The sequence below is a fragment of the Aquabacterium humicola genome (assembly GCF_030167915.1).
Taxonomy (GTDB): domain Bacteria; phylum Pseudomonadota; class Gammaproteobacteria; order Burkholderiales; family Burkholderiaceae_C; genus Pseudaquabacterium; species Pseudaquabacterium humicola.
In genome coordinates this window covers 2,003,325-2,025,166 of sequence record NZ_JARGNB010000001.1, presented here as the reverse complement: position 1 = coordinate 2,025,166, position 21,842 = coordinate 2,003,325, and the positions used below count along the sequence as shown (strand labels likewise).

Annotated in this window: 20 protein-coding genes; 7 read left to right on the top strand and 13 right to left on the bottom strand. The window is 70.1% G+C overall.

The genetic code is table 11. From position 1 onward, the window contains the following. Positions 1-44: 44 nt before the first annotated feature. From P1K89_RS09040 to P1K89_RS09000, 9 genes are all read right to left on the bottom strand, one after another. The gene (locus P1K89_RS09040; protein WP_284616039.1) at positions 45-2,024 is read right to left on the bottom strand and encodes a TRAP transporter large permease; all 1,980 of its coding nucleotides are present in this window, start codon (positions 2,022-2,024) and stop codon (positions 45-47) included. Continuing rightward, entirely contained in the window at positions 2,024-2,650 is a 627-nt protein-coding gene (locus P1K89_RS09035) for a TRAP transporter small permease subunit (RefSeq protein WP_284616038.1), read from the bottom strand. Before P1K89_RS09035 ends, P1K89_RS09040 begins: the two co-directional genes overlap by 1 nt. A gap of 133 nt (positions 2,651-2,783) precedes the next feature. Beyond that, the gene (locus tag P1K89_RS09030; RefSeq protein ID WP_284616037.1) at positions 2,784-3,932 is read right to left on the bottom strand and encodes a TRAP transporter substrate-binding protein; all 1,149 of its coding nucleotides are present in this window, start codon (positions 3,930-3,932) and stop codon (positions 2,784-2,786) included. Between the two features lie 189 nt (positions 3,933-4,121). After that, entirely contained in the window at positions 4,122-4,700 is a 579-nt protein-coding gene (locus P1K89_RS09025) for a YceI family protein (protein WP_284616036.1), read from the bottom strand. Between the two features lie 11 nt (positions 4,701-4,711). Further along, on the bottom strand, positions 4,712-5,287 hold the full coding sequence (locus tag P1K89_RS09020) for a YceI family protein (protein WP_284616035.1): 576 nt from the start codon (positions 5,285-5,287) through the stop codon (positions 4,712-4,714). Positions 5,288-5,354: 67 nt separating this feature from the next. After that, the gene (locus P1K89_RS09015) at positions 5,355-5,921 is read right to left on the bottom strand and encodes a YceI family protein (protein ID WP_284616034.1); all 567 of its coding nucleotides are present in this window, start codon (positions 5,919-5,921) and stop codon (positions 5,355-5,357) included. Between the two features lie 81 nt (positions 5,922-6,002). Further along, positions 6,003-6,557, bottom strand: coding sequence for a cytochrome b (locus P1K89_RS09010; RefSeq protein ID WP_284616033.1), 555 nt, complete (start codon positions 6,555-6,557; stop codon positions 6,003-6,005). Between the two features lie 91 nt (positions 6,558-6,648). Continuing rightward, complete coding sequence (locus P1K89_RS09005; RefSeq protein WP_284616032.1) at positions 6,649-7,527, bottom strand: NUDIX hydrolase; 879 nt, start codon at positions 7,525-7,527, stop codon at positions 6,649-6,651. Between the two features lie 14 nt (positions 7,528-7,541). Beyond that, positions 7,542-11,111: an indolepyruvate ferredoxin oxidoreductase family protein gene (locus tag P1K89_RS09000; RefSeq protein WP_284616031.1), complete on the bottom strand. Its 3,570-nt coding sequence runs from the start codon at positions 11,109-11,111 to the stop codon at positions 7,542-7,544. A 211-nt stretch (positions 11,112-11,322) separates the two neighbouring features. Between P1K89_RS09000 and P1K89_RS08995 the strand changes: the two genes are divergently transcribed. From P1K89_RS08995 to P1K89_RS08985, 3 genes are read left to right on the top strand one after another with little or no spacing between them, the layout of a single operon-like run. After that, positions 11,323-11,823: an Lrp/AsnC family transcriptional regulator gene (locus tag P1K89_RS08995; protein WP_284616030.1), complete on the top strand. Its 501-nt coding sequence runs from the start codon at positions 11,323-11,325 to the stop codon at positions 11,821-11,823. A gap of 19 nt (positions 11,824-11,842) precedes the next feature. Then, a complete protein-coding gene (locus tag P1K89_RS08990) occupies positions 11,843-12,748 on the top strand; it encodes an EamA family transporter (RefSeq protein WP_284616345.1) in 906 nt (301 codons plus the stop codon). Positions 12,749-12,801: 53 nt separating this feature from the next. Continuing rightward, complete coding sequence (locus tag P1K89_RS08985) at positions 12,802-13,491, top strand: hypothetical protein (protein WP_284616029.1); 690 nt, start codon at positions 12,802-12,804, stop codon at positions 13,489-13,491. Positions 13,492-13,506: 15 nt separating this feature from the next. Here P1K89_RS08985 and mltA read toward each other — a convergent pair whose 3' ends face one another. The 3 genes from mltA to apaG all read right to left on the bottom strand — a co-directional run bounded on the left by mltA (position 13,507) and on the right by apaG (position 17,244). Continuing rightward, the gene (mltA, locus tag P1K89_RS08980) at positions 13,507-14,709 is read right to left on the bottom strand and encodes a murein transglycosylase A (RefSeq protein ID WP_284616028.1); all 1,203 of its coding nucleotides are present in this window, start codon (positions 14,707-14,709) and stop codon (positions 13,507-13,509) included. Between the two features lie 148 nt (positions 14,710-14,857). Next, a complete protein-coding gene (gene tlpB / locus P1K89_RS08975) occupies positions 14,858-16,861 on the bottom strand; it encodes a transporter-like protein TlpB (protein WP_284616027.1) in 2,004 nt (667 codons plus the stop codon). 8 nt (positions 16,862-16,869) lie between these two features. Continuing rightward, positions 16,870-17,244, bottom strand: a complete 375-nt coding sequence (gene apaG / locus P1K89_RS08970) for a Co2+/Mg2+ efflux facilitator ApaG/CorD (RefSeq protein ID WP_284616026.1) — start codon at positions 17,242-17,244, stop codon at positions 16,870-16,872. Positions 17,245-17,312: 68 nt separating this feature from the next. Here apaG and rpe point away from each other — a divergent pair, with 68 nt between their 5' ends. Both rpe and gph read left to right on the top strand, forming a co-directional pair. After that, positions 17,313-17,996: a ribulose-phosphate 3-epimerase gene (gene rpe / locus P1K89_RS08965; RefSeq protein WP_284616025.1), complete on the top strand. Its 684-nt coding sequence runs from the start codon at positions 17,313-17,315 to the stop codon at positions 17,994-17,996. Beyond that, positions 17,993-18,655 (top strand): phosphoglycolate phosphatase, encoded by a 663-nt coding sequence (gene gph / locus P1K89_RS08960; RefSeq protein WP_284616024.1) that lies wholly within the window; start codon positions 17,993-17,995, stop codon positions 18,653-18,655. The genes rpe and gph overlap by 4 nt, the downstream gene beginning before the upstream one ends. A 44-nt stretch (positions 18,656-18,699) precedes the next feature. On the opposite strand, the gene P1K89_RS08955 is transcribed toward gph, so the two are convergent. Beyond that, positions 18,700-19,323, bottom strand: a complete 624-nt coding sequence (locus P1K89_RS08955; RefSeq protein WP_439897960.1) for a chalcone isomerase family protein — start codon at positions 19,321-19,323, stop codon at positions 18,700-18,702. Positions 19,324-19,753: 430 nt separating this feature from the next. On the opposite strand from P1K89_RS08955, the gene trpE reads away from it, so the two are divergent. Both trpE and P1K89_RS08945 read left to right on the top strand, forming a co-directional pair. Further along, positions 19,754-21,244, top strand: coding sequence for an anthranilate synthase component I (gene trpE / locus P1K89_RS08950; RefSeq protein ID WP_284616023.1), 1,491 nt, complete (start codon positions 19,754-19,756; stop codon positions 21,242-21,244). An 11-nt stretch (positions 21,245-21,255) separates the two neighbouring features. Next, complete coding sequence (locus P1K89_RS08945) at positions 21,256-21,840, top strand: aminodeoxychorismate/anthranilate synthase component II (protein ID WP_284616022.1); 585 nt, start codon at positions 21,256-21,258, stop codon at positions 21,838-21,840. The last annotated feature ends 2 nt before the right edge of the window (positions 21,841-21,842 follow it).

The following is a 21,842-nucleotide window of genomic DNA, read 5'->3' as shown; positions in this document are numbered from 1 at the left end:
TCCACCGTCGGACGGACGCCGGGGCTGGCGGCAGTGGCAAATCGTCAGCGGCCGTAAAGCAGCTGCGGCAGCCACAGCCCGATCTGCGGCCAAGCATAGAGCAGGAAGATCGCGACCACCTGGATGCCCATGAACGGAATCATGCCGGCGAAGATCTGGTTCAGCGTGACGTGGCGCGGCGCCACGCCCTTCAGGTAGAAGGCCGCCATCGCGACCGGCGGGCTGAGGAAGGCCGTCTGCAGGTTCAGCGCGACCAGCAGGCCGAAGAACAGCGGGTCGACGCCGAAGTTGTCGAGCAGCGGAATGAAGATGGGCATGAAGATCACGATGATCTCGGTCCACTCCAGCGGCCAGCCGAGCACGAAGATGATCACCTGCGACAGCAGCAGGAACTGCGTCTTCGTCAGGTTCAGGCCGAGCACCCACTGCTCGACCAGTTCCTGCCCGCCCAGCAGCGCGAAGGCCGCCGAGAAGATCGACGAGCCGACGAACAGCCAGCAGACCATCGCCGAGGTCTTGGCGGTCAGGTAGACCGATTCCTTCACCATGCCGAGGTTGAGCTGCCGGTAGGCCGCGGCGAGCAGGAAGCCGCCGAAGGCGCCGACGGCCGCCGCTTCGGTCGGCGTCGCCAGGCCGAAGACGATCGAGCCCAGCACCGCCAGGATCATGATCAGCAGCGGGAAGAACGAGCTGAGCAGCATCTTGAAGATCTCGAGCCGCGTGAAGCTCAGCAGCGCGTAGTACGCCGCCATCACCAGCGCGCCCAGCCCCAGGCCGATCCAGTAGCCCGTGGCAGCCGGACGGCGCGCGGTGTCGGCCGGCGCGGCGCCGGGGGCCGCGGCACTGGCGGCGGGGTCGGGTGTGGCTTCGTCCACCGCGCCCGGCGGGGGCTGCACGCCGCCGGCGCCCGGCGGATCCTGCACACCGCCGGCGCCGGGCGGCTCCTGGACCCCACTGCTCGGCGGCTCCTGCAGGCCACCGGCCGACGGCGGTTCCTGCAGGCCGCCGCGTTCGGCGGCGGGCTCGGACCGCGTGGTTTCGCCGATCTGCTGCATGCCGCCGCTGTCGTCGGCCGGCGGCGGCGCCGTCGCGGTGCGCCAGCTCATCAGCGCGACCGCCGCGAACAGCAGCAGGGGCAGCAGCGTCACGAAGAGCTGCCGCAGCAGGTAGCCCATCGGCACCGTCCGGTTGCGGCGGCCCTTCAGCGCGCCGAGCAGGAACGGCAGGGCCCGCCGTTCCGCCGTCGCCCCGAGGTCGAGCAGCCGCTGCGGCAGCGGCACCCGGCGTTCCTCCGCCGCCAGCGGGGGCGCGATGCCGGGCCGCAGCTTGGCCAGCACGATCACGTAGACGATGTACAGCCCGGCGAGCATCAGCCCGGGGAAGAAGGCGCCCGCGTACAGCTGCACCACCGACACGCCGGCGGTGGCGCCGTAGACGATCAGCAGCACCGACGGCGGGATCAGGATGCCGAGGCAGCCGCCGGCGGTGATCGCGCCGGCCGACAGCTGCGTGCTGTAGCCCGCGCGCAGCATCTGCGGCAAGGCCAGCAGCCCCATCAGCGTGACCACCGCGCCGACGATGCCGGTGGCGGTGGCGAACACCGCGCAGGTGACCAGCGTGGCGACCGCCAGTGCGCCGGGCACGCGGGCGAGCGACAGGTGCAGGCTCTTGAACAGTTTCTCGATCAGGTTCGCGCGCTCGACCAGGTAGCCCATGAAGACGAACAGCGGGATCGAGATCAGCACGTCGTTGGCCATCACCTTGTAGGCCGCCTGCACCATCAGGTCGAGCGTGCGGTGCCAGTCGCGCTCATAGGCCAGCCAGGTGAAGAGCATGCCCATGCCCATCAGCGTGAAGGCGGTGGGGAAGCCCAGCATGATCGCGACGACGACCAGGCTCAGCATCAGCAGCCCGATGTGGCCGTTGGTGATCACCGGCGCGGTCAGCAGCATGGTGGCCGCCCCGGCGATCAGCAGCGCCATCAGGCCGAAGCCGAACCACAACTCGCGGCGGATGACGGGCATCAGGCGCCCTCCTGGCGTTGCGCCGGCGGCAGCGGCCGCTCGAGGTCGGCGAGGTCCTCGTCCTTCACGTGCACCATCTCCTTGAGCTTGTCGACGTCGACTTCCTCGACGTCCTCTTCGCGCGAGGGCCACGCGCCGTCGCGCAGGCAGATCGCGCAGCGCACGATCTCGACCACGCCCTGCAGCAGCAGCACCGCGCCGGCGACCGGGATCACGAACTTGAACGGATAGATCGGCAGCGGGTCGGCGTTGAAGGTCTGCTCGCGGATCGCCAGCGCCTCGTTCGCGAAGGTCCAGCCGGCCCAGGTCATCGCGACCACGCCGGGCAGGAAGAACGCGATGTACAGCACGAGGTCGATGGTCGCCTGCGTGCGCGGGCGGAAGAAGCCGTACAGCACGTCGCCCCGCACATGCCCGTTCTTCGACAGCGTGTACGCGCCGGCCATCATGAAGAGGGTGCCGTACAGCATGATCTGCGCGTCGAGCACCCAGCCGTGCGGCTTGTTCAGCACGTAGCGCGAGAAGACCTCCCAGGTGATCAGCAGCGTCAGCAGCACCACCGTCCACGCGGCGGCCTTGCCGACGAAGGTGGAGAAGCGGTCCACCGCGAGCAGCGTTCTCTGCATGCATTCCCCTCGGAAGAAGAGCCCCACGCTCACTTCGTTCGCTAGCCCCTCGAGGGGCGCCGGCTGGGCGCCCGCGCGGACGCCCCGGACCGTGGTGCGACGGGCCGTGGTGCGACGGCCGTGCGCCGGGCCGTCAGGTCTTCTTCGCGGGCGCCGGTTTGCGGGCGAAGTAGTGGTTGTAGGCCATCTTGAAGTCGACCATGTAGTCCATCTGCCACTGGCCGGCCTTCTGGGCGAACTCGCGCTGCGAGTCGAGCACCTTCTTGAACAGCGCGTTCTCGGCGCCCTTCTTCTCGATGATGTTGTCCCAGGCGGCGAGCTGCGCACGCAGCACGGTATCGGGCGTCTTGTAGAACTTGACGCCGGCCTTCTTCAGCTCGTCGTAGTCCTTGGTATTGCGGTCGATCGCCTTCCAGCTCATGTCGGCGCTGGAGGCCTGCACCGCGTAGTCGATGATCGACTTCAGCTCCTGCGGCAGGGCATTGAACTTGGACTTGTTGAACAGGATCTCGAACTGCTCGCCGCTCTGGTGGAAGCTCTGCAGCATGCAGTTCTTGACCACATCGGGGAAGCCGAGCACGCGGTCGCTGGAGGCGTTGTTGAACTCGGCTGCATCGATCAGCCCGCGGTCCAGCGCCGGCACGATCTCGCCGCCCGGCAGCGGGTTCACGGCCGCGCCCATCGCGTTGAAGATGTCGACCGACAGGCCGACGGTGCGGAACTTCAGCCCCTTGATGTCCTCGGGGCGGGCGACCGGTTTCTTGAACCAGCCGAGCGGCTGCGTCGGCATCGGGCCGTAGAGGTACGACACGACGTCCATGTTGATGGCCTTGTAGATCTCCTCCAGCAGGGCCTTGCCGCCGCCGTAGTAGTGCCACGACAGCACCATGTTCGGATCCATGCCGAAGGCCGGGCCGGAGCCCCACAGCGCGAGCGCGGTGTTCTTTCCGTAGTGGTAGGCAACGACGCCGTGGCCGCCATCGAGCGTGCCCTTGTTGACCGCCTCCAGCAGTTGGAAGGCCGGCACCACCGCGCCGGAGGGCAGCACCTCGATCTTCAGGCGCCCGCCCGCCATGTCGTTGACCTTCTTGGCGAAGTCGTTGGCGTACTCGTGGAAGATGTCCTTTGCCGGCCAGGTCGACTGGAAGCGCAGGCTGGTGGTCTGCGCGCGCGAGACCATCGGCGCGGCGAGGCCGCCCGCGGCGACGCCGCCGGCGGCGGCGTTCTTCAGGAAACGACGTCGAGGCGCACCGGGCGCGCCCGTTCTGTTCTGCTCGGACATGCTTGTCTCCAGGGGTTGTGCGGGAGCACGGCCTGCAGGCAGTCACGAGGCCGGCGCGGACCACTATTGGCCGGCGTCAAGGCCCTGGCAATGGGGCGATCCCTGCCGCCGGGCGGCGATGCATGCCGATGCGACCTGCAAAAACGCGAAAGACCGGGGCGGCGCGGGCGGGGCCCGGCGCGCGCCGCGTCACTGCGCGATCGCCTCCACCTGCACCAGCAGCTTCACCGTGTCGGCGACGAAGGGCAGGCTGTGGGTGATGCCGAAGCTGCTGCGCACCAGCGTCGCCTCGAAGTCGCCGCCGCAGACCTCGCGCCGGATCAGCGGGCTGGTGTAGCAGCGAAAGCGCGTGGCCTTCAGCTCCAGCGGCTGGCTCGAGCCGCGCAGCGTGAACTCGCCGCGCACCGACGTGACCTTGCCCTGCGCGTCGATGTCGAAGCGCTCGGCGACGAAGAAGGCCTGGGGATGCGCCTCGACCGAGAGGAAGTCCGGCTCGCGCAGCCGGGCGTCGAGCACCGGCAGGCCGGTGCTGACCTTGGCGGTGTCGATCACCACCTGCACGCGGCCGCGGCGCGCGGCGCGGTCGAACTCGAGGCTGCCCTCGAGCGGGCCGAAGCGGCCGCGCAGGGTGGACGCGCCGAAGTGCACGACCTCGAAGTGCACGAAGCTGTGCGTCGGGTCGAGGCGGAAGTCGGTGCCGGGGGCCGCGGCCTGGCCGAAGCATGCCGTCGCCGCGAGCGTGAGGGCCAGCGCGGCAACGGACTTCATGGCGGGGGAGCTTACTGCTGCTTGATGGCTTCGACCTGCACGACCAGACGCACGTTGTCGGGGAAGCCCATCTTCAGGCCCCAGTCCATGCCGAACTGGCTGCGCTGGATGGTCGTCTCGAAGTCGCCGCCGCAGACCTCGCGCTTGAGCATCGGGTTGTCGTAGCAGTTGAAGTTGGTGGCCTTCAGCGTCACCGGCGCGGTCTTGCCCAGCAGCGTCAGCTGGCCCGGCACTTCGGTGACCTTGTCGCCCGAGAAGGTCAGCTTGTCGGCGACGAACTTCGCGGTCGGGTGCTCGGCGACGTTGAAGAAGTCCTTGCTCTGCAGGTGCTTGTCGAAGGGGGTCACGCCGGTATTGATCGACGTGGTGTCGATCGTCACCTCGAGCTTGCCGGCCTTGGCCGCGCGGTCGAACTGCGCCGAGCCGGCCTTCTTGTCGAAGCGGCCGCGGTTGGTCGACGTGCCGAAGTGGCCGATCTCGAAGGTGACGAAGGTGTGCGTCGGATCGAGCGCGTAGGTGGCGCCGCTGGCGTGGGCGCCGAGCGCGGTGGTGGCCAGCGCGGCGGCGGCGACGAGGGTGCGGATCATGCGGTTCTCCAGAACGAGGGGGTGGGTTGGAAAGGGAGGGCGCACCGCCGGTGCGGCGCGGGAGGGGTTACAGCGGCGCCAGCCCGTTGAGGGCCAGCTTGAACTTCACCTGCACGTCGTTGGCGACCATCGAGGTATCGGCCCATTCGCCTTCGCCGATCTTGAAATCCAGCCGCTTGATCGTGAAGCTGCCGGTCGCGGTGCTGGTGGCGCCTGTCTGCGTCACCGCCACCGGCACGACCACGTCGCGCACGCTGCCCTTGATGGTCAGCTTGCCGGTCACTTCGAACTTGCCCGCGCCGGCGGCCTTGATCGCGGTGGACTGGAAGCTCGCCTGCGGGAATTTCGCGACGTTGAACCAGGTGGCCTTCGGCACCTCGGCATCGGTTTCCGCGGCGCCGAAGCTCGCCGAACCGGTCTCGATCACCAGGTTCACGTTCCCGGCCTCGGGCTTCTTCGGATCGAGCGTCAGCTGCGCGCTGAACTTCTTGAACTTGCCCTCGACGGGCACGCCCATCTGCTTGCTGACGAAGCCGATCTCGCTCTGCGCGGGCACGACGGTCTGGGCAGAGGCGCCGGAAGCGCCGGCAGCGCTGGCGAGGACAAAGGCGGTGAGGGCGAGGAAGCGTTGCATGGTGGGTTCGAGCGCAAGAGGGGGGTGCGCGCACCTACGGAGGTCGTCACCCCGCGGACGCAGCGGATGTGTATCGGAGGGCTAACCGCGACCGGGCATCATGCGCAGCAGCAGGCCGTCGCGGTCGACGAAGTGGTGCTTCAGCGCCGCGGCCACGTGAAGCACGACGACGACGGCCAGCCCGTAGGCGAGGCGGCCATGCCAGGGCTTGATGGCCTCGGCCAGCGCCTTGTCGGGGCTGACGAAGTCCGGCAGCGGCAGCACGCCGAACCAGACGATCGGGAACCCGGCGGCCGAGCTGTAGGCCCAGCCGACCAGCGGCACGGCGAAGAACAGCACGTACAGCAGCCCGTGCGCCGCGCCGGCGGCCTGGGCCTGCCAGGCCGGCATCGGCGGCTCGGCAGGCGGCCGGTGCGTCAGGCGCCACAGCAGCCGCGCGGCGCTGAGCACGAGGATGGTCACGCCGGCCCACTTGTGCCAGTTGTAGAGCTTCAGCCGCGCCGGCGACATCGACAGCCCGGTCATGTAGAAGCCCACGCCCAGCGACCCCAGGATCATCAGCGCCAGCAGCCAGTGCAGCACGATGGCCGGCGTGCTGTAGCGGGCGGTGGTGGTAGTGACGGTCGGCGGCGGCATGACGGGCAGTGTGCCGATCCGATCGCGGCGCCGCGTTCAGCGCACTTGAGGCGCTACTTCAGATTCCCTGAACGAAAAAGTTCCCCGATCGTCAATGCGCCAGCATGGTCGGGCCGATGCGCAAGCCGGCGATGGCCGTCTCGAGCGCCTCCAGCGCCGCCGCAGGCAGCAGCCGGTGGCGCAGCGCGAAGTCCAGGGTCACCAGGCCGGCATCGACGGTCATCGCGTCGGTCGCGGCCAGTGCCAGCGCCTCGGCGATCGGCAGCAACATCAGCTCGCCGACCTCGCCGTCCTGGTTCTGCGGCGTCAGGCCGACCGGCAGCGCGAGGTCGAAGACGCTCAGGTGCTCGCGCTGGAAACCTTCGGGGATGTCGCGGCCGAGGCGCAGCACGTAGCCGGGCTGGAGGTCCAGCATCTGCCGCGGTGCCAGGCCGGCTTCCTCCCAGCCCTCGCGCAGCACCGCCTCGAGCGGGCTCTGGTCGGCGGGCACGCCGCCGCCGATCAGGTTGTCCAGCAGGCCGGGGTCGGTGGGCTTGCTCCACGCCCGCCGGGCGATCCACAGCGCCTCGGGCCGCCCATCGGCGCCGGCGACGTAGCCGTTGCAGTGCGCGCCGTAGGTCAGCGTGCCCCAGAAGCGCGACGCGGTGCGCTCGAACCGCGCGAGGCGGCGTCGATCGGCCAGCGCGTCGACGGGGTAGGTCTCGCTGCGCCAGCCGACCAGCAGGCCTTCGCGGTGCAGCCAGGTGTTCGCCTCGGCGAAGAAGGCGTCGCGCGCGCCGGCGGGCACCCGCAGCGTGACGCCGGCGGCATCGATGCGCAGTTCGGCTGGCCAGCGCGCCAGCGCGGCGAGGTGCGCGCGCGCCACCGAGCCGGCTTCCAGCACCTCGTCGCCATCGAGAACGAGGAACGGCACGCGGGCCGCGGCGTCGTGGGCCGTCGCGGCGGCGATCGCGTGCCAGCGGGCCGGCATCGGCGCGACGCGGGTCAGGCGGCCCGGCTGCCGGCGCCGGCACCGGCGCCCTGGCGCCAGCGTGCCATCAGGCCGTCCCACTTCGCGCGGGCGGCGGCGAGGTGGCGCTCCTTCACGTGGCCATAGCCGCGGATCTCCTCGGGAATGCGCGCGATCTCGGCCGCCGAAGCGAGGTTGTCCGCGTTCAGGCCCTTCAGCAGCTCGTCGATGCAGTTGCGGTAGTCGACGATCAGCTGGCGCTCCGTGCGGCGTTCTTCGGTCTTGCCAAAGACATCCAGCGCGCCACCGCGCAGGCCCTTCAGCTTCGCCATCACGCCGAACGCGGTGCGCATCCACGGGCCGAACGGCTTCTTGACCAACTCACCCTTCTCGTTGCGCTTGGCGGTCAGCGGCGGCGCGAGGTGGTGCACCAGCTTGTAGTCGCCTTCGAACATCGCGTCGATCTTCGCCAGGAAGGCCGGGTCGGTGTGCAGGCGCGCGACCTCGTACTCGTCCTTGTAGGCCATCAGCTTGAAGAGGTACCGCGCTACGGCTTCGCTGAAGGCCGTGCCCTTGCCCAGCCCGCTCTCGGCCGCCCGCACCTTGTCGACGAAGGCCTTGTAGACCTGCGCGTAGGCGGCGTCCTGGTAGCCGGTGAGGAACTCGATGCGCTTGTTCACCACCTCGTCGAGCGACGGCTTCCTGACGAACTCGATCACCTGTGCAGCCTTGAACATCGCCTGCACCGAGGCCAGGTCGTGCGCGCAGCGGCGGCCCCATTCGAAGGCAGCCTTGTTGTTGTCTACCTGCACGCCGTTGAGCTCGATCGCGCGCATCAGCGCGGCATGCGACAGCGGGATGCGGCCGGCCTGCCACGCGTAGCCCAGCATCAGCGGGTTGGTGTAGATGCTGTCGCCCAGCATCTGCACGGCGACCTGTTCGGCATCGAACGAGCGCAGGTGGTCCTGTCCGACCGCCCGCACCAGCGCGGCTTCGCAGCTGCCGGCGGGGAACTGCCAGTTGGGATTGACGACGAAGGCCGCGCTCGGCGTGCCGTGGTTGTTCATCGCGACGAAGGTGCGGCCCTGCTGCATCACCTGCATCGTGTACTTCTGCGCGCCGACGATCGCGTCGCAGGCGATCACGAGATCCGCCTTCGCGGTGTCGACCTTGGTGGTGTGGATCGCCTCCGGGCGGTTGGCGATCTGGATGTGGCTCCAGGTCGAGCCGCCCTTCTGCGCCAGGCCGCCGGCGTCCTGCGTGACGATGCCCTTGCCTTCGAGGTGGGCGGCCATGCCCAGCAGCTGGCCGATGGTGATCACGCCGGTGCCGCCGACGCCGGCGACGACGATGCCCCACGCGGTTTCGGCCAGCGGCAGCGCCGGCTCCGGCAGCGGCGGCAGCGACGACAGGTCGCCCTTCGTGGCCTTCTTCGGCTTCTTCAGCGTGCCGCCCTCGACGGTGACGAAGCTCGGGCAGAAGCCCTTCACGCAGGAGAAGTCCTTGTTGCAGGTGTTCTGGTTGATGCGGCGCTTGCGGCCGAACTCGGTCTCCACCGGCTCGACCGACAGGCAGTTCGACTGCACCGAGCAGTCGCCGCAGCCTTCGCAGACCGCTTCGTTGATCACGACGCGCTTGTCGCTCTCGGCCATCGTGCCCCGCTTGCGGCGGCGGCGCTTCTCGGTGGCGCAGGTCTGGTCGTAGATGATCGCGGTGACGCCTTCGAGCTCGCGCAGCTGGCGCTGGATCGCATCGAGCTCGTCGCGGTGGTGCACCGTGACGCCCGGGGCCAGTGCGACGCCGTCGTACTTCTCGGGTTGGTCGGTGACGATCACCAGCTTCTTCACGCCCTCGGAGATCAGGCTGTTCATGATCTGCAGCACCGAGTGGCCCTCGGGCCGCTCGCCGACGCGCTGGCCGCCGGTCATCGCGACGGCGTCGTTGTAGAGCACCTTGTAGGTGATGTTGACGCCGGCGGCGATCGACTGCCGGATCGCCAGCGAGCCGCTGTGGAAGTAGGTGCCGTCGCCGAGGTTGGCGAAGATGTGCTTCGTGCTCGTGAACGGCGCCTGGCCGACCCAGGGCACGCCTTCGCCGCCCATCTGCGTGAAGGTGCTGGTGCTGCGGTCCATCCACACCGTCATGTAGTGGCAGCCGATGCCGGCCACCGCGCGCGAGCCCTCGGGCACGCGCGTCGAGGTGTTGTGCGGGCAGCCGGAGCAGAACCACGGCGCGCGCTCGCCGGTGGAGGTGTCCATCAGCGCCAGCGCGGCTTCCTTGGCCTCGATCACCGCGATGCGCTCGTCCATGCGGCGCGTGGTGTCGGCATCGACGCCCAGCTTCTTCAGCCGCTTGGCGATCGCCTTGGCGATGATCGCCGGCGTCAGGTCGGCCTTCGCGCGCAGCAGCCAGTTCTGGCTCGGGTTCGGCATCGACCATTCGCCGCCGGCGCTGTCCTCGGGCTCGTCGAACTTGCCGAGCACGTTCGGCCGCACGTCGGGACGCCAGTTGTAGAGCTGTTCCTTCAGCTGGTACTCGATGACCTGGCGCTTCTCCTCGACGACGAGGATCTCCTGCAGCCCCTGCGCGAAATCGCGCGTGATCGTCGCCTCCAGCGGCCACACCACGTTGACCTTGTGCAGCCGGATGCCCAGCCGCGCGCAGGCGGCGTCGTCCAGGCCCAGGTCCGCCAGCGCCTGGCGCGTGTCGTTGTAGGCCTTGCCGGTGGCGATGATGCCGAAGCGGTCGTTCGGGCCGGCGATGACGTTGTGGTTGAGCTTGTTCGCGCGCACGTAGGCCAGCGCCGCGTACCACTTGTAGTCCATCAGCCGCGCTTCCTGCTCCAGCGGCGGATCGGGCCAGCGGATGTGCAGGCCGCCCGGCGGCATCTGGAAGTCCTCGGGCAGGATGATCTTCACGCGGTCGGCATCGACGATCACCGACGACGACGACTCGACCACCTCCTGGATCGTCTTCATGCCGGTCCACACGCCGGAGAAGCGGCTCATCGCGAAGGCGTGCAGCCCCATGTCGAGGATGTCCTGCACGTTCGACGGGAAGAACACCGGCAGGCCGCAGGCCTTGAAGATGTGGTCGCTCTGGTGCGCGGCGGTCGAGCTCTTGCTGACGTGGTCGTCGCCGGCGATGGCGATCACGCCGCCATGCTTCGAGGTGCCGGCCATGTTGGCGTGCTTGAAGACGTCGGAGCAGCGGTCGACGCCCGGGCCCTTGCCGTACCAGATGCCGAAGACGCCGTCGTGCTTCTTCTCCTTCGGATAGAGGTCCAGCTGCTGCGTGCCCCACACCGCGGTGGCGCCGAGCTCTTCGTTGACGCCGGGCTGGAAGACGATGTTGTTCTCCGCCAGGTGCTTCTTCGCCGCCCACAGCGCCTGGTCGTAGCCGCCCAGCGGCGAGCCGCGGTAGCCGCTGATGAAGCCGCCGGTGTTCAGGCCGGCCAGCGCATCGCGCTGGCGCTGCAGCATCGGCAGGCGCACCAGCGCCTGCACCCCGCTCATGAAGGCGCGGCCGTGGTCGAGCGCGTACTTGTCTTCGAGCGACACGGTCTCGAGGGCCTTGCGGATCGACTCGGGCAGGGGGGCGTTCATGGGCGGCGGCTCCACGCGTGGCAAAGTCGGTCAGTGTAGGAAAACGGGCTTGCGAAGTCTTTTCTTTCTTTGCCGCTCGGACCATACTCCCGGCAACATTCTTGCGCTGACCATGCCATCCAGAGAAAGAAAGGTGCTCAAGAAGCCCGGTCCAGGGAAAACGCTGAGCACCGCGGCCGCGCCTGGCGAAAGCCCTCCGGGCGACCCCGCGATGCCCGCGCCGGACCAGGGGCTCGACCGCTACGACGTCGCGATCCTGGCCGAGCTGCAGCAGGATGCGCGGCTGTCGAATGCCGAGCTCGCCGCGCGCATCGGCCTGTCGGCCGCGCCGACCTGGCGCCGCGTCAAGTGGCTGGAGGCGCAGGGCTACATCACCGGCTACCGCGCCGAGCTCGACCGCCGCCGCATCGGCCTGGGCGTGCTGGCCTTCGTGCGCGTCGATGCCGAGCGCAACAACGCCGCCGCGACGCGCGCGCTCGAAGACGCGATCCGCGCGCTGCCCGAGGTCACCGCCTGCCACTACATCAGCGGTGCCGGCACCTTCGAGCTGCATGTCGTGACGACCGACCTCGACGCCTACTCGCGCTGGTCGATGGACACGCTGTTCAAGCTGCCGAACGTGAAGGACATCCACACCAGTTTCTCGCTCGGCGAAGTGAAGTCGGGCGCGGCGCTGCCGCTGGCGCACCTGCGGCCCACGCCCCAACGATGACCGCACGATGACCGCCACGCTGCCGCTGGGCCACGCGCTGCTGGCGCTGGCCGTCGTCGCCGTCTGGGGCACCAACTTCGCGATCATCCGCATCGCGTTGGACGAGATGCCGCCGCTGACGCTGGCGACCCTGCGCTTCGTCTTCGCGCTGCTGCCGGCGGCGCTGATCCTGCCCCGGCCGGCGGTGCCGTGGCGGGATCTCGCGGCCTATGGTGTGCTGATCGGCGCCGGCCAGTTCGGGCTGCTGTTCGTCGCGATGCGCGGGCACATCTCGCCGGGGCTGGCGTCGCTGGTGGTGCAGACGCAGGTCTTCTTCACGATCGGGCTGGCGATGCTGGCCACGCGCGGCACCGCGCATCCCGAGCGGCCGCGCGCCTTCCAGCTGGTCGCGCTGGTGCTGGCCGCCGCCGGGCTGCTGACGATCGCGCTGAACCTCGACACGCGGGCGATCACCCACCCGACGACGCCGCTGGGGGTGCTGATGGTGCTGGCTGCCGCGTTCTGCTGGGCCGCCGGCAACCTGGTCAGCCGGCGCGCCGGCCGCGTCAACATGCTGGCCTACGTCGTCTGGGCGAGCCTCTTCTCGGTGCCGCCACTGCTCGGGCTTGCTCTGCTGCTCGAAGGCCCGGAGCGCATGCTGCACGGCATCACGCACGCCGGCTGGCCGACCTGGGCGGCCGTGTTGTGGCAGTCGGTCGGCAATACGCTGTTCGGCTACGCTGCCTGGGGCTGGCTGCTGCTGCGCCACCCGGCGCCGACGGTGGTGCCCTGGGCGCTGCTGGTGCCGGTGTTCGGACTGGTCACCTCGGCGCTGTGGCTCGGCGAGCCGCTGCCGGGGTGGAAGATCGGCGCGACGGCGCTGGTCGTCGGCGGGCTGGCGCTGAACCTGTGGTGGCCGGCGCTGCGTGGATGGCTGCGGCGCTGAAGGCATCACGCAGCGACGCGCCCGCGCCGCGCGGCGGGGCGTAAGCTCGCGCGATGGCCCTGCGGCATCGTTTCCCCACCGCCGTCGTCGGCGCGCTGCTCGTCGCCGCGGCAGCCGCGGCAGCCGCGGCACCGCGGCCGGGCCCGGATCGCGAGGACCTGGCGCGGGCCCTGCTGCCCGACGTGCCGCTGCGGCTCGCACTGCGCTGCACCGCGACCGGCGCGTCGAACGCGGCGCCGGGCAGCGTGGTGGTCGGCACCGCGGTCGAGCCCGATGCGGGCGCGGGCGGACGCACGTGGCGCTCGTCGCCGGTCGGGGCGGGCGCGGCGGGCGCGCCGCTGATGGAGATCACGGTGGCCAACGGCGAGCTCGGCAGCCTGCGCTGGAAGGACGAGCGGCCGGCTTCGCGCGAGTACGAACTGGTCGGTGCGTGGCTGCCCGCGGGCATGGCGTCGGCGCCGCGGGGCGGAGCTTCCGCACGGGGCCTGGGCGCGCAGCTGCAGCCGGTGCCCGCCTCCGACGGCCTGCGCGAGCTGCAGGTCGAGCCGCGCTGGCTGGGCGGCGGCGAGCCGGTGCGGGTGACGCTGGCGACGCGGCAGGACGGCGCCGCCCGGCCGGGCTGGTCGGTGCAGACGGTGCTGCAGACGCCGCTCGACCGCTGGACAACGGTCGCGCGCGCCGTCGACGGCGGCGGCACGACGGGATGCCTGCTGCAGCTGCGGGTCTCGCGCCCGCCGCGTTAGCGCGGCCTCGGCGGCTCAGTCGCCGCGGCCCTTCGGCCACAGCGCCCACAGCCGCAGCGGCTGCTTCATGCGTCCGGCCTGCTGCTCTGCGACCTCGCCGGTGCCCCAGAAGTAGTCGATGCGCACCGCGCCGGTGATCGCGCCGCCGGTGTCCTGGGCCATCACCAGCCGCCGCAGCGGCGCGCTCGACAGCGGCTCGGTGGTGTCCAGCCACAGCGGCGTGCCGTAGGGCACGGCGCTCGGGTCGACGGCGACCGAGCGGCCCGGCGTCAGCGGCACGCCCTGGGCGCCTTTCGGGCCGTTGCCCGAACCGTTGCTCGAATGGCCGTTCACTTCTGGCGCTATCGCCTCTTCGCGGAAGAACACCACGCGCGGATTGCTCCACAACATCTCGTTCAGTCGCTGCGGCGACGCGCGCTGGCCCCAATCGCGGATCGCCGGCCACGACGCGCCGTCGGCGCGCAGCTCGCCCTGGTCGATCAGCCAGCGGCCGACCGAGCGGTAGGGCTGGTCGTTGTGCGCGGCGAAGGCCACGCGCACGGTGCGCTCGCTGCCGTCCGGCTCGGTGATGCGCAGGCGGCCGGAGCCCTGGATCTGGAGCACAAGAAGGTCGAGCGGGCTGGCGACGTAGGCGATCTCCTGGCCGCGCAGCTTCTCGCGCGCGGCCGGCAGCGTATCGAGCTGCTGGCGTGTCCAGTACGGCTTGCGCTCGCCGAGGTCCGGCGGCGGCCGGTGCAGCGGCACGGTGAAGCCGGGTCTCGGCCGGCGGCTCGCGGTGACCAGCGGCTCGAAGTAGCCGGTGGCCAGGCCTTGCGTGCTGCCGTCGCGCGCCTCGATGCGGTAGGGCTGCAGTTCCTGCTGCAGGAACTCGCGGGCGAAGCCGTCGTCGGCCGGTGTGAAGCGGGCGGCGCGCTGGCAGAGCTCCGCCCAGGCCGGCGCGGGTTTCGCGCAGCCCGCGCGCAGCGCCGGCCAGAGCTCGGCGCTGCGGTCGGTGGTCCATCCGGGCAGGTCGGCCCAACCCACCGCGACCCAGCGCGCGCCGGGCCGTTCGATGACCGGCCCGGCGGACGAGGGCGGCGTGGCGGGCGCGCGGTCGACCACCGGCGGCGCTGGGCGCGCGTCGCCGACCGGCGCCGGCCGGTCACTCGGCAGCACGCCGCAGCCGGCGAGCACGATGCCTAGAATCGCCGCCGCTGCGCTGCGGGGTCCTGATCTCATGTGGTTGATTCTGTTGGAGGCCCTCGGAGCCTTGTTGCTGCTGGTGTTCATCGTCTGGTGGACGATGTTCAGCGGTAGAAACCGCGGCGAGCGCCGCGAGGATGACGAGTAGCGCGTCTGGTTACACCGTACACCGCCGTGCCGGCCGCTACTCGGGCAGCAGGAAGCTGCGCGCGCGTTCGCGAACCCGGCGCCGCAACGCGGTGTAGAGCCTTCGTTCATCGCTCAACGTGATGCCGCGCGAGCGCAGCGCCACGCGCAGCGCGAGCCAGAAGCTGACGCTCAGGTTCAGCGCGCCGATGAAGGGCACCGAGGCCACGCACCACCAGAACGCCGGCAGCTGCAGCGTCGACCAGCCGAGCGTGCTGGCCGCCGCCGCGATCTGGCCGGTCGACAGGGTCACGTGGCGCACGTCGATCGGCAGGCCGACGAAGGCGAAGAGGATCGGCACCAGGCCCAGCATCAGGCCCAGCGACGCGTTGGCCGCCAGCCCCGAGATGTTCTTCCGCCACCAGTGCGACCAGCGTGCCGCACGCGCCGCGCCGAGGCGCGCGACGATGGCCGGGTGGTGCGCCAGCGCGCTGTCGAGGCGGTGGTAGACGAACCAGTTTTCGACCCAGCCGGCGATGAAGCTGCTGCCGAAGAGCAGCAGGCCGGTGAAGGCGGCGTACCAGAGCGTCGGGCCGTACAGCGGCAGCGCATGCAGCACGTGCTGCGCATCGGCCTCGCCGACCAGCGGCCGGCCGAACACGCCCCAGGCCAGCCACTGGATGGCCAGCACCACGGGCACCACCATCACCAGGTTGCCGACGATGCCGGCGATCTGCGAACGCACCAGGTGCGCGACCTCGTCGACGAAACCTTCGACCGCCGCATCGTCGTGCACGTTCGCCAGCTTCTCGGCCATCGCCGGCGCGGTCATCGCGGGCTGCTTGGTCGCCACCGTCCAGTGCAGCAGATGGATCGCGACGAAGCACAGCGCGTAGTTGATGCCCGCGGAGAAGCCGCTCCAGAACGGCGCTAGGCCGAGCGCGAGCAGCCCGAACTTCAGGAACACGGTCAGCCCGATCAGTGCGCCACCGCCGCAGGCCCGCGCCAGCATCGAGCGGTACTCGGCGCGGGTGCGGGTGATGTAGTGCTCGCCGGTCTCCGCATGGCGTTCGGCCACCTTGCGCGCCAGCAGCGAGTACTGTCGCGCGACCAGCGAGCGCAGGCTCAGGCGGTCGCGCGACAAGGCGACCAGCTCCGCGATCAGCTGCTGCAGTTCGCGCTGCGGCACGTCGGACAGCAGCACGCCCAGCACCTCCTCCAGGCGGCGGATGCGCGCGTCGAGCTGCTCGCGCTCGAAGACGATGTGCACCGAGACGCCGTACTCCTCGAGGTGCGCGGTGACGCTGTCCGCCGCGCGGTGGCAGCGTTCGAGCAGCGCCCGCAGGAAGGTGGCATGGCGGCGCAGCGCGGCGTCGTCGCCCGCCTGCATCGCCTCGGCGAGGTGTTCGCCGGCGCGCACCAGCTGCTCGAAGGGCCGGCCGGCGAGCAGCTCGGGGCTCATGCGCCGGCGCAGCGGCGGCGCGAGGCCGGCGGCGTGGATCGCACTGACCAGCCAGGTCATCGCCTGCAGCAGCGGCGTGCGCCAGTCGGCGCGGTTGCCGTTCGTGGCGGTCGCGGACGCGGCGGAGGTCGTGTCGGCGCGCGCCACCGCGAACAGCGCCGCCAGCCGTGCCAGGGTTTCCTCGTCGATCGCGCGCAGCCAGGCGGCATCGGCATCGTCGGTGAACAGGAGGTGGAACAGCACGCCGGGGTCGTCGGTGTCCGGTGTCGCCGGCAGGAAGCGCAGCCGCAGCCGCTCGGCGATCTCGCCCCAGACGTCGCGCCGCGCGGTGAAGCCGAAGTCGGCGAAGAGGGCGGCGAGGTCGGTTTCGCGCCAGACGCGGCCGAGCAGCGCGACGATGCGCTGGCGCGGCTCGTCGTGGCGCTCGAGCACGTTCAGCAGATGTCTCAGCCGCAGCACCGGCCGGGGCGTCTCGTCGGGTGCGCGTTCGCTGTCGCCATGGCGCAGCCATTCGACCAGCCGCACCAGCCAGGTGTGGCGTTCCGGGCGCGACGCTTTCGGATCGGCGGCGTTCAGCAGCGCCGTCAGGTCCCAGGCCAACCGAGTCCTCAGTGAAGCGCGGCGGCGTCGGCCAGCGCGAACTCGGCAACCGGCGTCTCGAACCAGTGCGCGTCGTCGGTGATGCAGTAGTAGGTGCCCTGCATCGAGCCCTGCGGCGTGGCGATCTGGGCCCAGCTGGTGTATTCGAACTGCTCGCCCGGCTTCAGCAGCGGCTGATGGCCCACGACGCCCAGTCCGCGCACCTGCTGCTCGTGGCCGCGGTGGTCGGTGATGCGCCAGTGCCGCCCGATCAACTGCGCGGCCACGTCGCCGGTATTGCGGATCGTCACCGTGTAGGCGTAGCCGTAGAGCTCGTGTGCCGGATCGGTCTGCTCGGGCAGCGGACGCACGACGACCGTGCAGGTGAATTGAGGGCGGGCCATGCGGGCATTCTAGAAAGGCTGGGACAATCGCCGGCGCTTCTGCCCGTATCTGCGTCCTGGCAACCCCTATGTCACGTCAATTCCGCATTGCCCCCAGCATCCTTTCGGCTGACTTCGCCCGCCTGGGCGACGAGGTGCGCAACGTCGTGGCCGCCGGCGCCGACTGGATTCACTTCGACGTGATGGACAACCACTACGTGCCGAACCTGACCTTCGGTCCGATGGTCTGCGAGGCGCTGCGCAAGCATGCGGTGACCGCCGACGGCGCGCGCGTGCCGATCGACGTGCACCTGATGGTGCAGCCGGTCGACGCGCTGGCGCAGGCCTTCGCGAAGGCCGGGGCCGACTGCATCAGCTTCCACCCCGATGCCAGCGCGCACGTCGACCGGTCGCTGCAGGTGATCCAGTCGGCGGGCTGCAAGGCCGGGCTGGTCTTCAACCCGGCGAGCCCGATCGACGCGCTGGAGTGGGTGATCGACAAGGTCGACCTCGTGCTGGTGATGAGCGTGAACCCCGGTTTCGGCGGCCAGAGCTTCATCGACAGCGCGCTGCGCAAGATCGAGCGGCTGCGCAAGCTCATCGATGCCAGCGGCCGCGACATCCGGCTGGAGGTCGACGGCGGCATCAAGGTCGACAACATCCGCCGCGTCGCCGATGCGGGCGCCGACACTTTCGTCGCCGGCAGTGCGATCTTCGGCCAGGCCGACTACCGCCGCGTGATCGACCAGATGCGCGCGGCGCTGGCCGCGTGAGCGGCATCCAGGCCGCGATCGTCGACCTCGACGGCACGCTGGTCGACACCGTCGGCGACTTCGACCTGGCACTGAACCGCATGCTGGCCGACCTGGGCCAGCGCGGGGTGGACCGGAGGTTCATCGAGCGCACGGTCGGTCGAGGCTCGGAGCACCTGATCCGCTCGACGCTGGCCGAAGTGCAGGCCGACCCGGCCTTGTACGAGCGGGCATGGGCCGCCTACCAGGCGCACTACCTGGCCATCAACGGCCAGGCGTCGCGGGTCTACCCGGGCGCGGTCGAGGGATTGCAGCGGCTGGTGCAGACCGGGCTCAAGCTGGCCTGCCTGACCAACAAGCCCGGCGCGTTCGCGCGGCCGCTGCTGGCGGCGAAAGGCCTGGACCGCTTCTTCGCGCAGGTCTTCGGCGGCGACGCCTTCGAGCGCAAGAAGCCCGACCCGCTGCCGGTGCTCGGCGCCTGCGCGGCGCTCGGCAGTGCGCCGGCAAGCACGCTGGTGATCGGCGATTCGCGCAACGACGCGCAGGCCGCGCGTGCCGCCGGCTGCCCGGTGGTGCTGGTGAGCTATGGCTACAACCACGGCGAGCCGGTGGCGGCTGCCGGTGCGGATGCGGTGATCCACCGCATCGACGCACTGGACCTGGCGCGGCTCGGCCACTAGAGGCGCAGCCCGCGCGCCGGTCGGTTCCCGCCGGGCTGCGGGACTCAGTTTTCGGTGGTGCGGGCCTGGGGCTTGTGGCCCAGCAGCAGGTCCTTCAGGTTCGAATCCGCCGGCGACTTGCCGAGCCAGATGCGCATCAGGCCGGTGAAGAACTCCGGCTCCTTGATCGGATCGCCCATCGGCTTGCCGTTGAGCAGCACCGTGGTGCCGGTGTTGGGCACGAACTCGACGCTGAAGTTCTCGCCCGCGGCCAGCTTCTTGCGGGTCGAGAAGATCTCGCCCATGCGGATCGTGCCGGGGATCGACTTGGCGAACTCGTCGCGCGTCGAGTTGTCCTGGATGCCCTTGGTGAAGAGCTTGCCGAGCTCGTTGCCGTCGATCTCGCGCAGCATCACGATGTGGATGCGCTTCGGGCCCGGCGCGGCCAACGCCGCTTCGGGCGTGCTGGCCTTGTCCTTCAGGTACAGGCCGGCGGTGTAGACCTTGAACACCGCCTTGTAGCGGATGCCGGCGCCGTTGAGCTGCAGCGTTTCGCCGGCGACGCGGGCGGTGTTGTCGTACTTGACGCCGCCGACGTCGGTGGTCTGGGCATGGGCGGACGAGACGGCCAGCAGGCCGGCGAGGCTCAGGCCGGCCGTCGCGGCCAGCAGGGTTCGGCGCAAATTCACGAAGGTACTTCCTTGTCTTGGGGCGCCCCCGAAGTCACGGGGTGGCGCGGAACGCGAAAGTATGCGGATGTTTCAACCGGTGCGCCATCGATGAAGTCACGGACAACGCGTCTGCGTCGCGGCCCCGCTGCTACACTCGCCGGCCTATGTTCATCACGCGCAAGCAGACCAAAGGTTCGGGAGACCGGGGAGCCTGGCCCTGGCGACCCTGCCCCATCGCCGTCTGACTTGGCCGCACAGCCCGACCGGCACCGATCGCTGACCGAAGCGATCCGCGTGACCGGCTCGAGGCCACGGCACATCGCCCGAGGCGGCCGCCGTGATCCACATTCCCCACGGTAGCTGCCGATCCGTCGATTCCGACGCTTGTTCCGATGGCCGCATCGCGTCCGTCGGGCGGTAGGCGTCGGGCACCCCGAAGGTCCGATCCGTGATCACCGAACTCGAATTCAAGAGCCTGGCAAGCCAGGGCTACAACCGCATCCCGCTGCTCACCGAGGCGCTGGCCGACCTCGAGACGCCGCTGTCGCTGTACCTCAAGCTGGCCGGCGGCCAGAAGCACAGCTTCCTGCTGGAGTCCGTCGTCGGCGGCGAGCGCTTCGGCCGCTACTCGTTCATCGGCCTGCCCGCCCGCACGCTGCTGCGGGCGACCGGCTTCGTCACCGAGGTCGTCACCGACGACCAGGTGGTCGAGACGCACGAAGGCAACCCGCTCGACGTGATCGCCGCCTACCAGGGGCGCTTCAAGGTCGCGCTGCGGCCCGGGCTGCCGCGCTTCTGCGGCGGACTGGCCGGCTACTTCGGCTACGACGCGGTGCGCTACATGGAGCCCAAGCTCGCGAAGACGCACAAGCCCGGCGGCCTCGACACCCCGGACATCCTGCTGCTGCACTGCGAGGAGCTGGCCGTCATCGACAACCTGTCGGGCCGGCTCTACCTGATCGTCTACGCCGACCCGGCGCAGCCCGAGGCCTACTTCAAGGCCAAGCGGCGGCTGGCCGAGCTGGGCGACCGGCTGCGGTTCTCGGTCACCGCGCCGCCGGTCAAGCGCGGGCCGTCGTACGCGGTCGAACGCGAGTTCTCGAAGACGGCCTACCTCGAGGCAGTCGCCAGGAGCAAGGAGTACATCGCGGCCGGCGACATGATGCAGGTGCAGATCGGCCAGCGGCTGAAGAAGCGCTACACGGAGTCGCCGCTGAGCCTGTACCGCGCGCTGCGCTCGCTGAACCCGAGCCCGTACATGTACTTCTACGACTTCGGCGGCTTCCAGGTGGTCGGCGCGTCGCCGGAGATCCTGGTGCGCCACGAGCACGTGGTGACCGACGACGGGAAGGCCGGCGACAAGATCACGATCCGCCCGCTCGCGGGCACGCGGCCGCGCGGCACGTCGCCCGAATCGGACAAGGCGATCGAAGCCGAGCTGCTGGCGGACCCGAAGGAGCGCGCCGAGCACCTGATGCTGATCGACCTGGCGCGCAACGACATCGGCCGCATCGCGCTGACCGGCAGCGTGAAGGTCACCGAGGCCTTCGTCGTCGAGCGCTACTCGCACGTGATGCACATCGTCAGCAACGTCGAGGGCCTGCTGAAGCCCGGCATGAGCAACATGGACGTGCTGAAGGCCACCTTCCCGGCCGGCACGCTGACCGGCGCGCCGAAGATCCGCGCGATGGAGATCATCGACGAGCTCGAGCCGGTCAAGCGCGGCATCTACGGCGGCGCCTGCGGCTACCTGAGCTATGCCGGCGACATGGACGTGGCGATCGCCATCCGCACCGGCATCGTGCAGAACAACACGCTGTACGTGCAGGCGGCCGCGGGTGTCGTCGCCGACTCCGTGCCCGAGCTCGAGTGGAAGGAGACCGAGCACAAGGCGCGGGCGCTGATCCGCGCCGCCGAGCTGGTCGAAGAAGGCTTCTGAGGAGAACGACGATGCTGTTGATGATCGACAACTACGACTCGTTCACCTTCAACCTGGTGCAGTACTTCGGCGAGCTGGGCCAGGAGGTCGCCGTGCACCGCAACGACGAGATCACGCTCGAGGGCATCGCCGGGCTGAAGCCCGAGTACCTGGTGCTCTCGCCCGGGCCCTGCTCGCCGGCGGAGGCGGGCATCTGCGTGCCGGCGATCCGCGAGTTCATCGGCAAGCTGCCGATCCTCGGCGTCTGCCTCGGCCACCAGAGCATCGGCGCGGCGCTGGGCGGCAACATCATCCGCGCGAAGCAGCAGATGCACGGCAAGGCCAGCACGCTGAGCACCGACGGCCACGGCGTCTACACCGGGCTGCCGGAGCAGTTCAGCGTCATCCGCTACCACTCGCTGGTGATCGAGCGCGAGAGCTGCCCGGCCGAGCTGGTGGTCACCTCCACCTCGGAAGACGGCGAGATCATGGGCGTGCGCCACCGCGCGCTCGCCGGCACGGCGAACCCGCTCGAAGGCGTGCAGTTCCACCCCGAGTCCATCCTGTCCGAACACGGCCATGCGATGCTGCGAAACTTCCTCCAGCGCAAGGCCTGAGT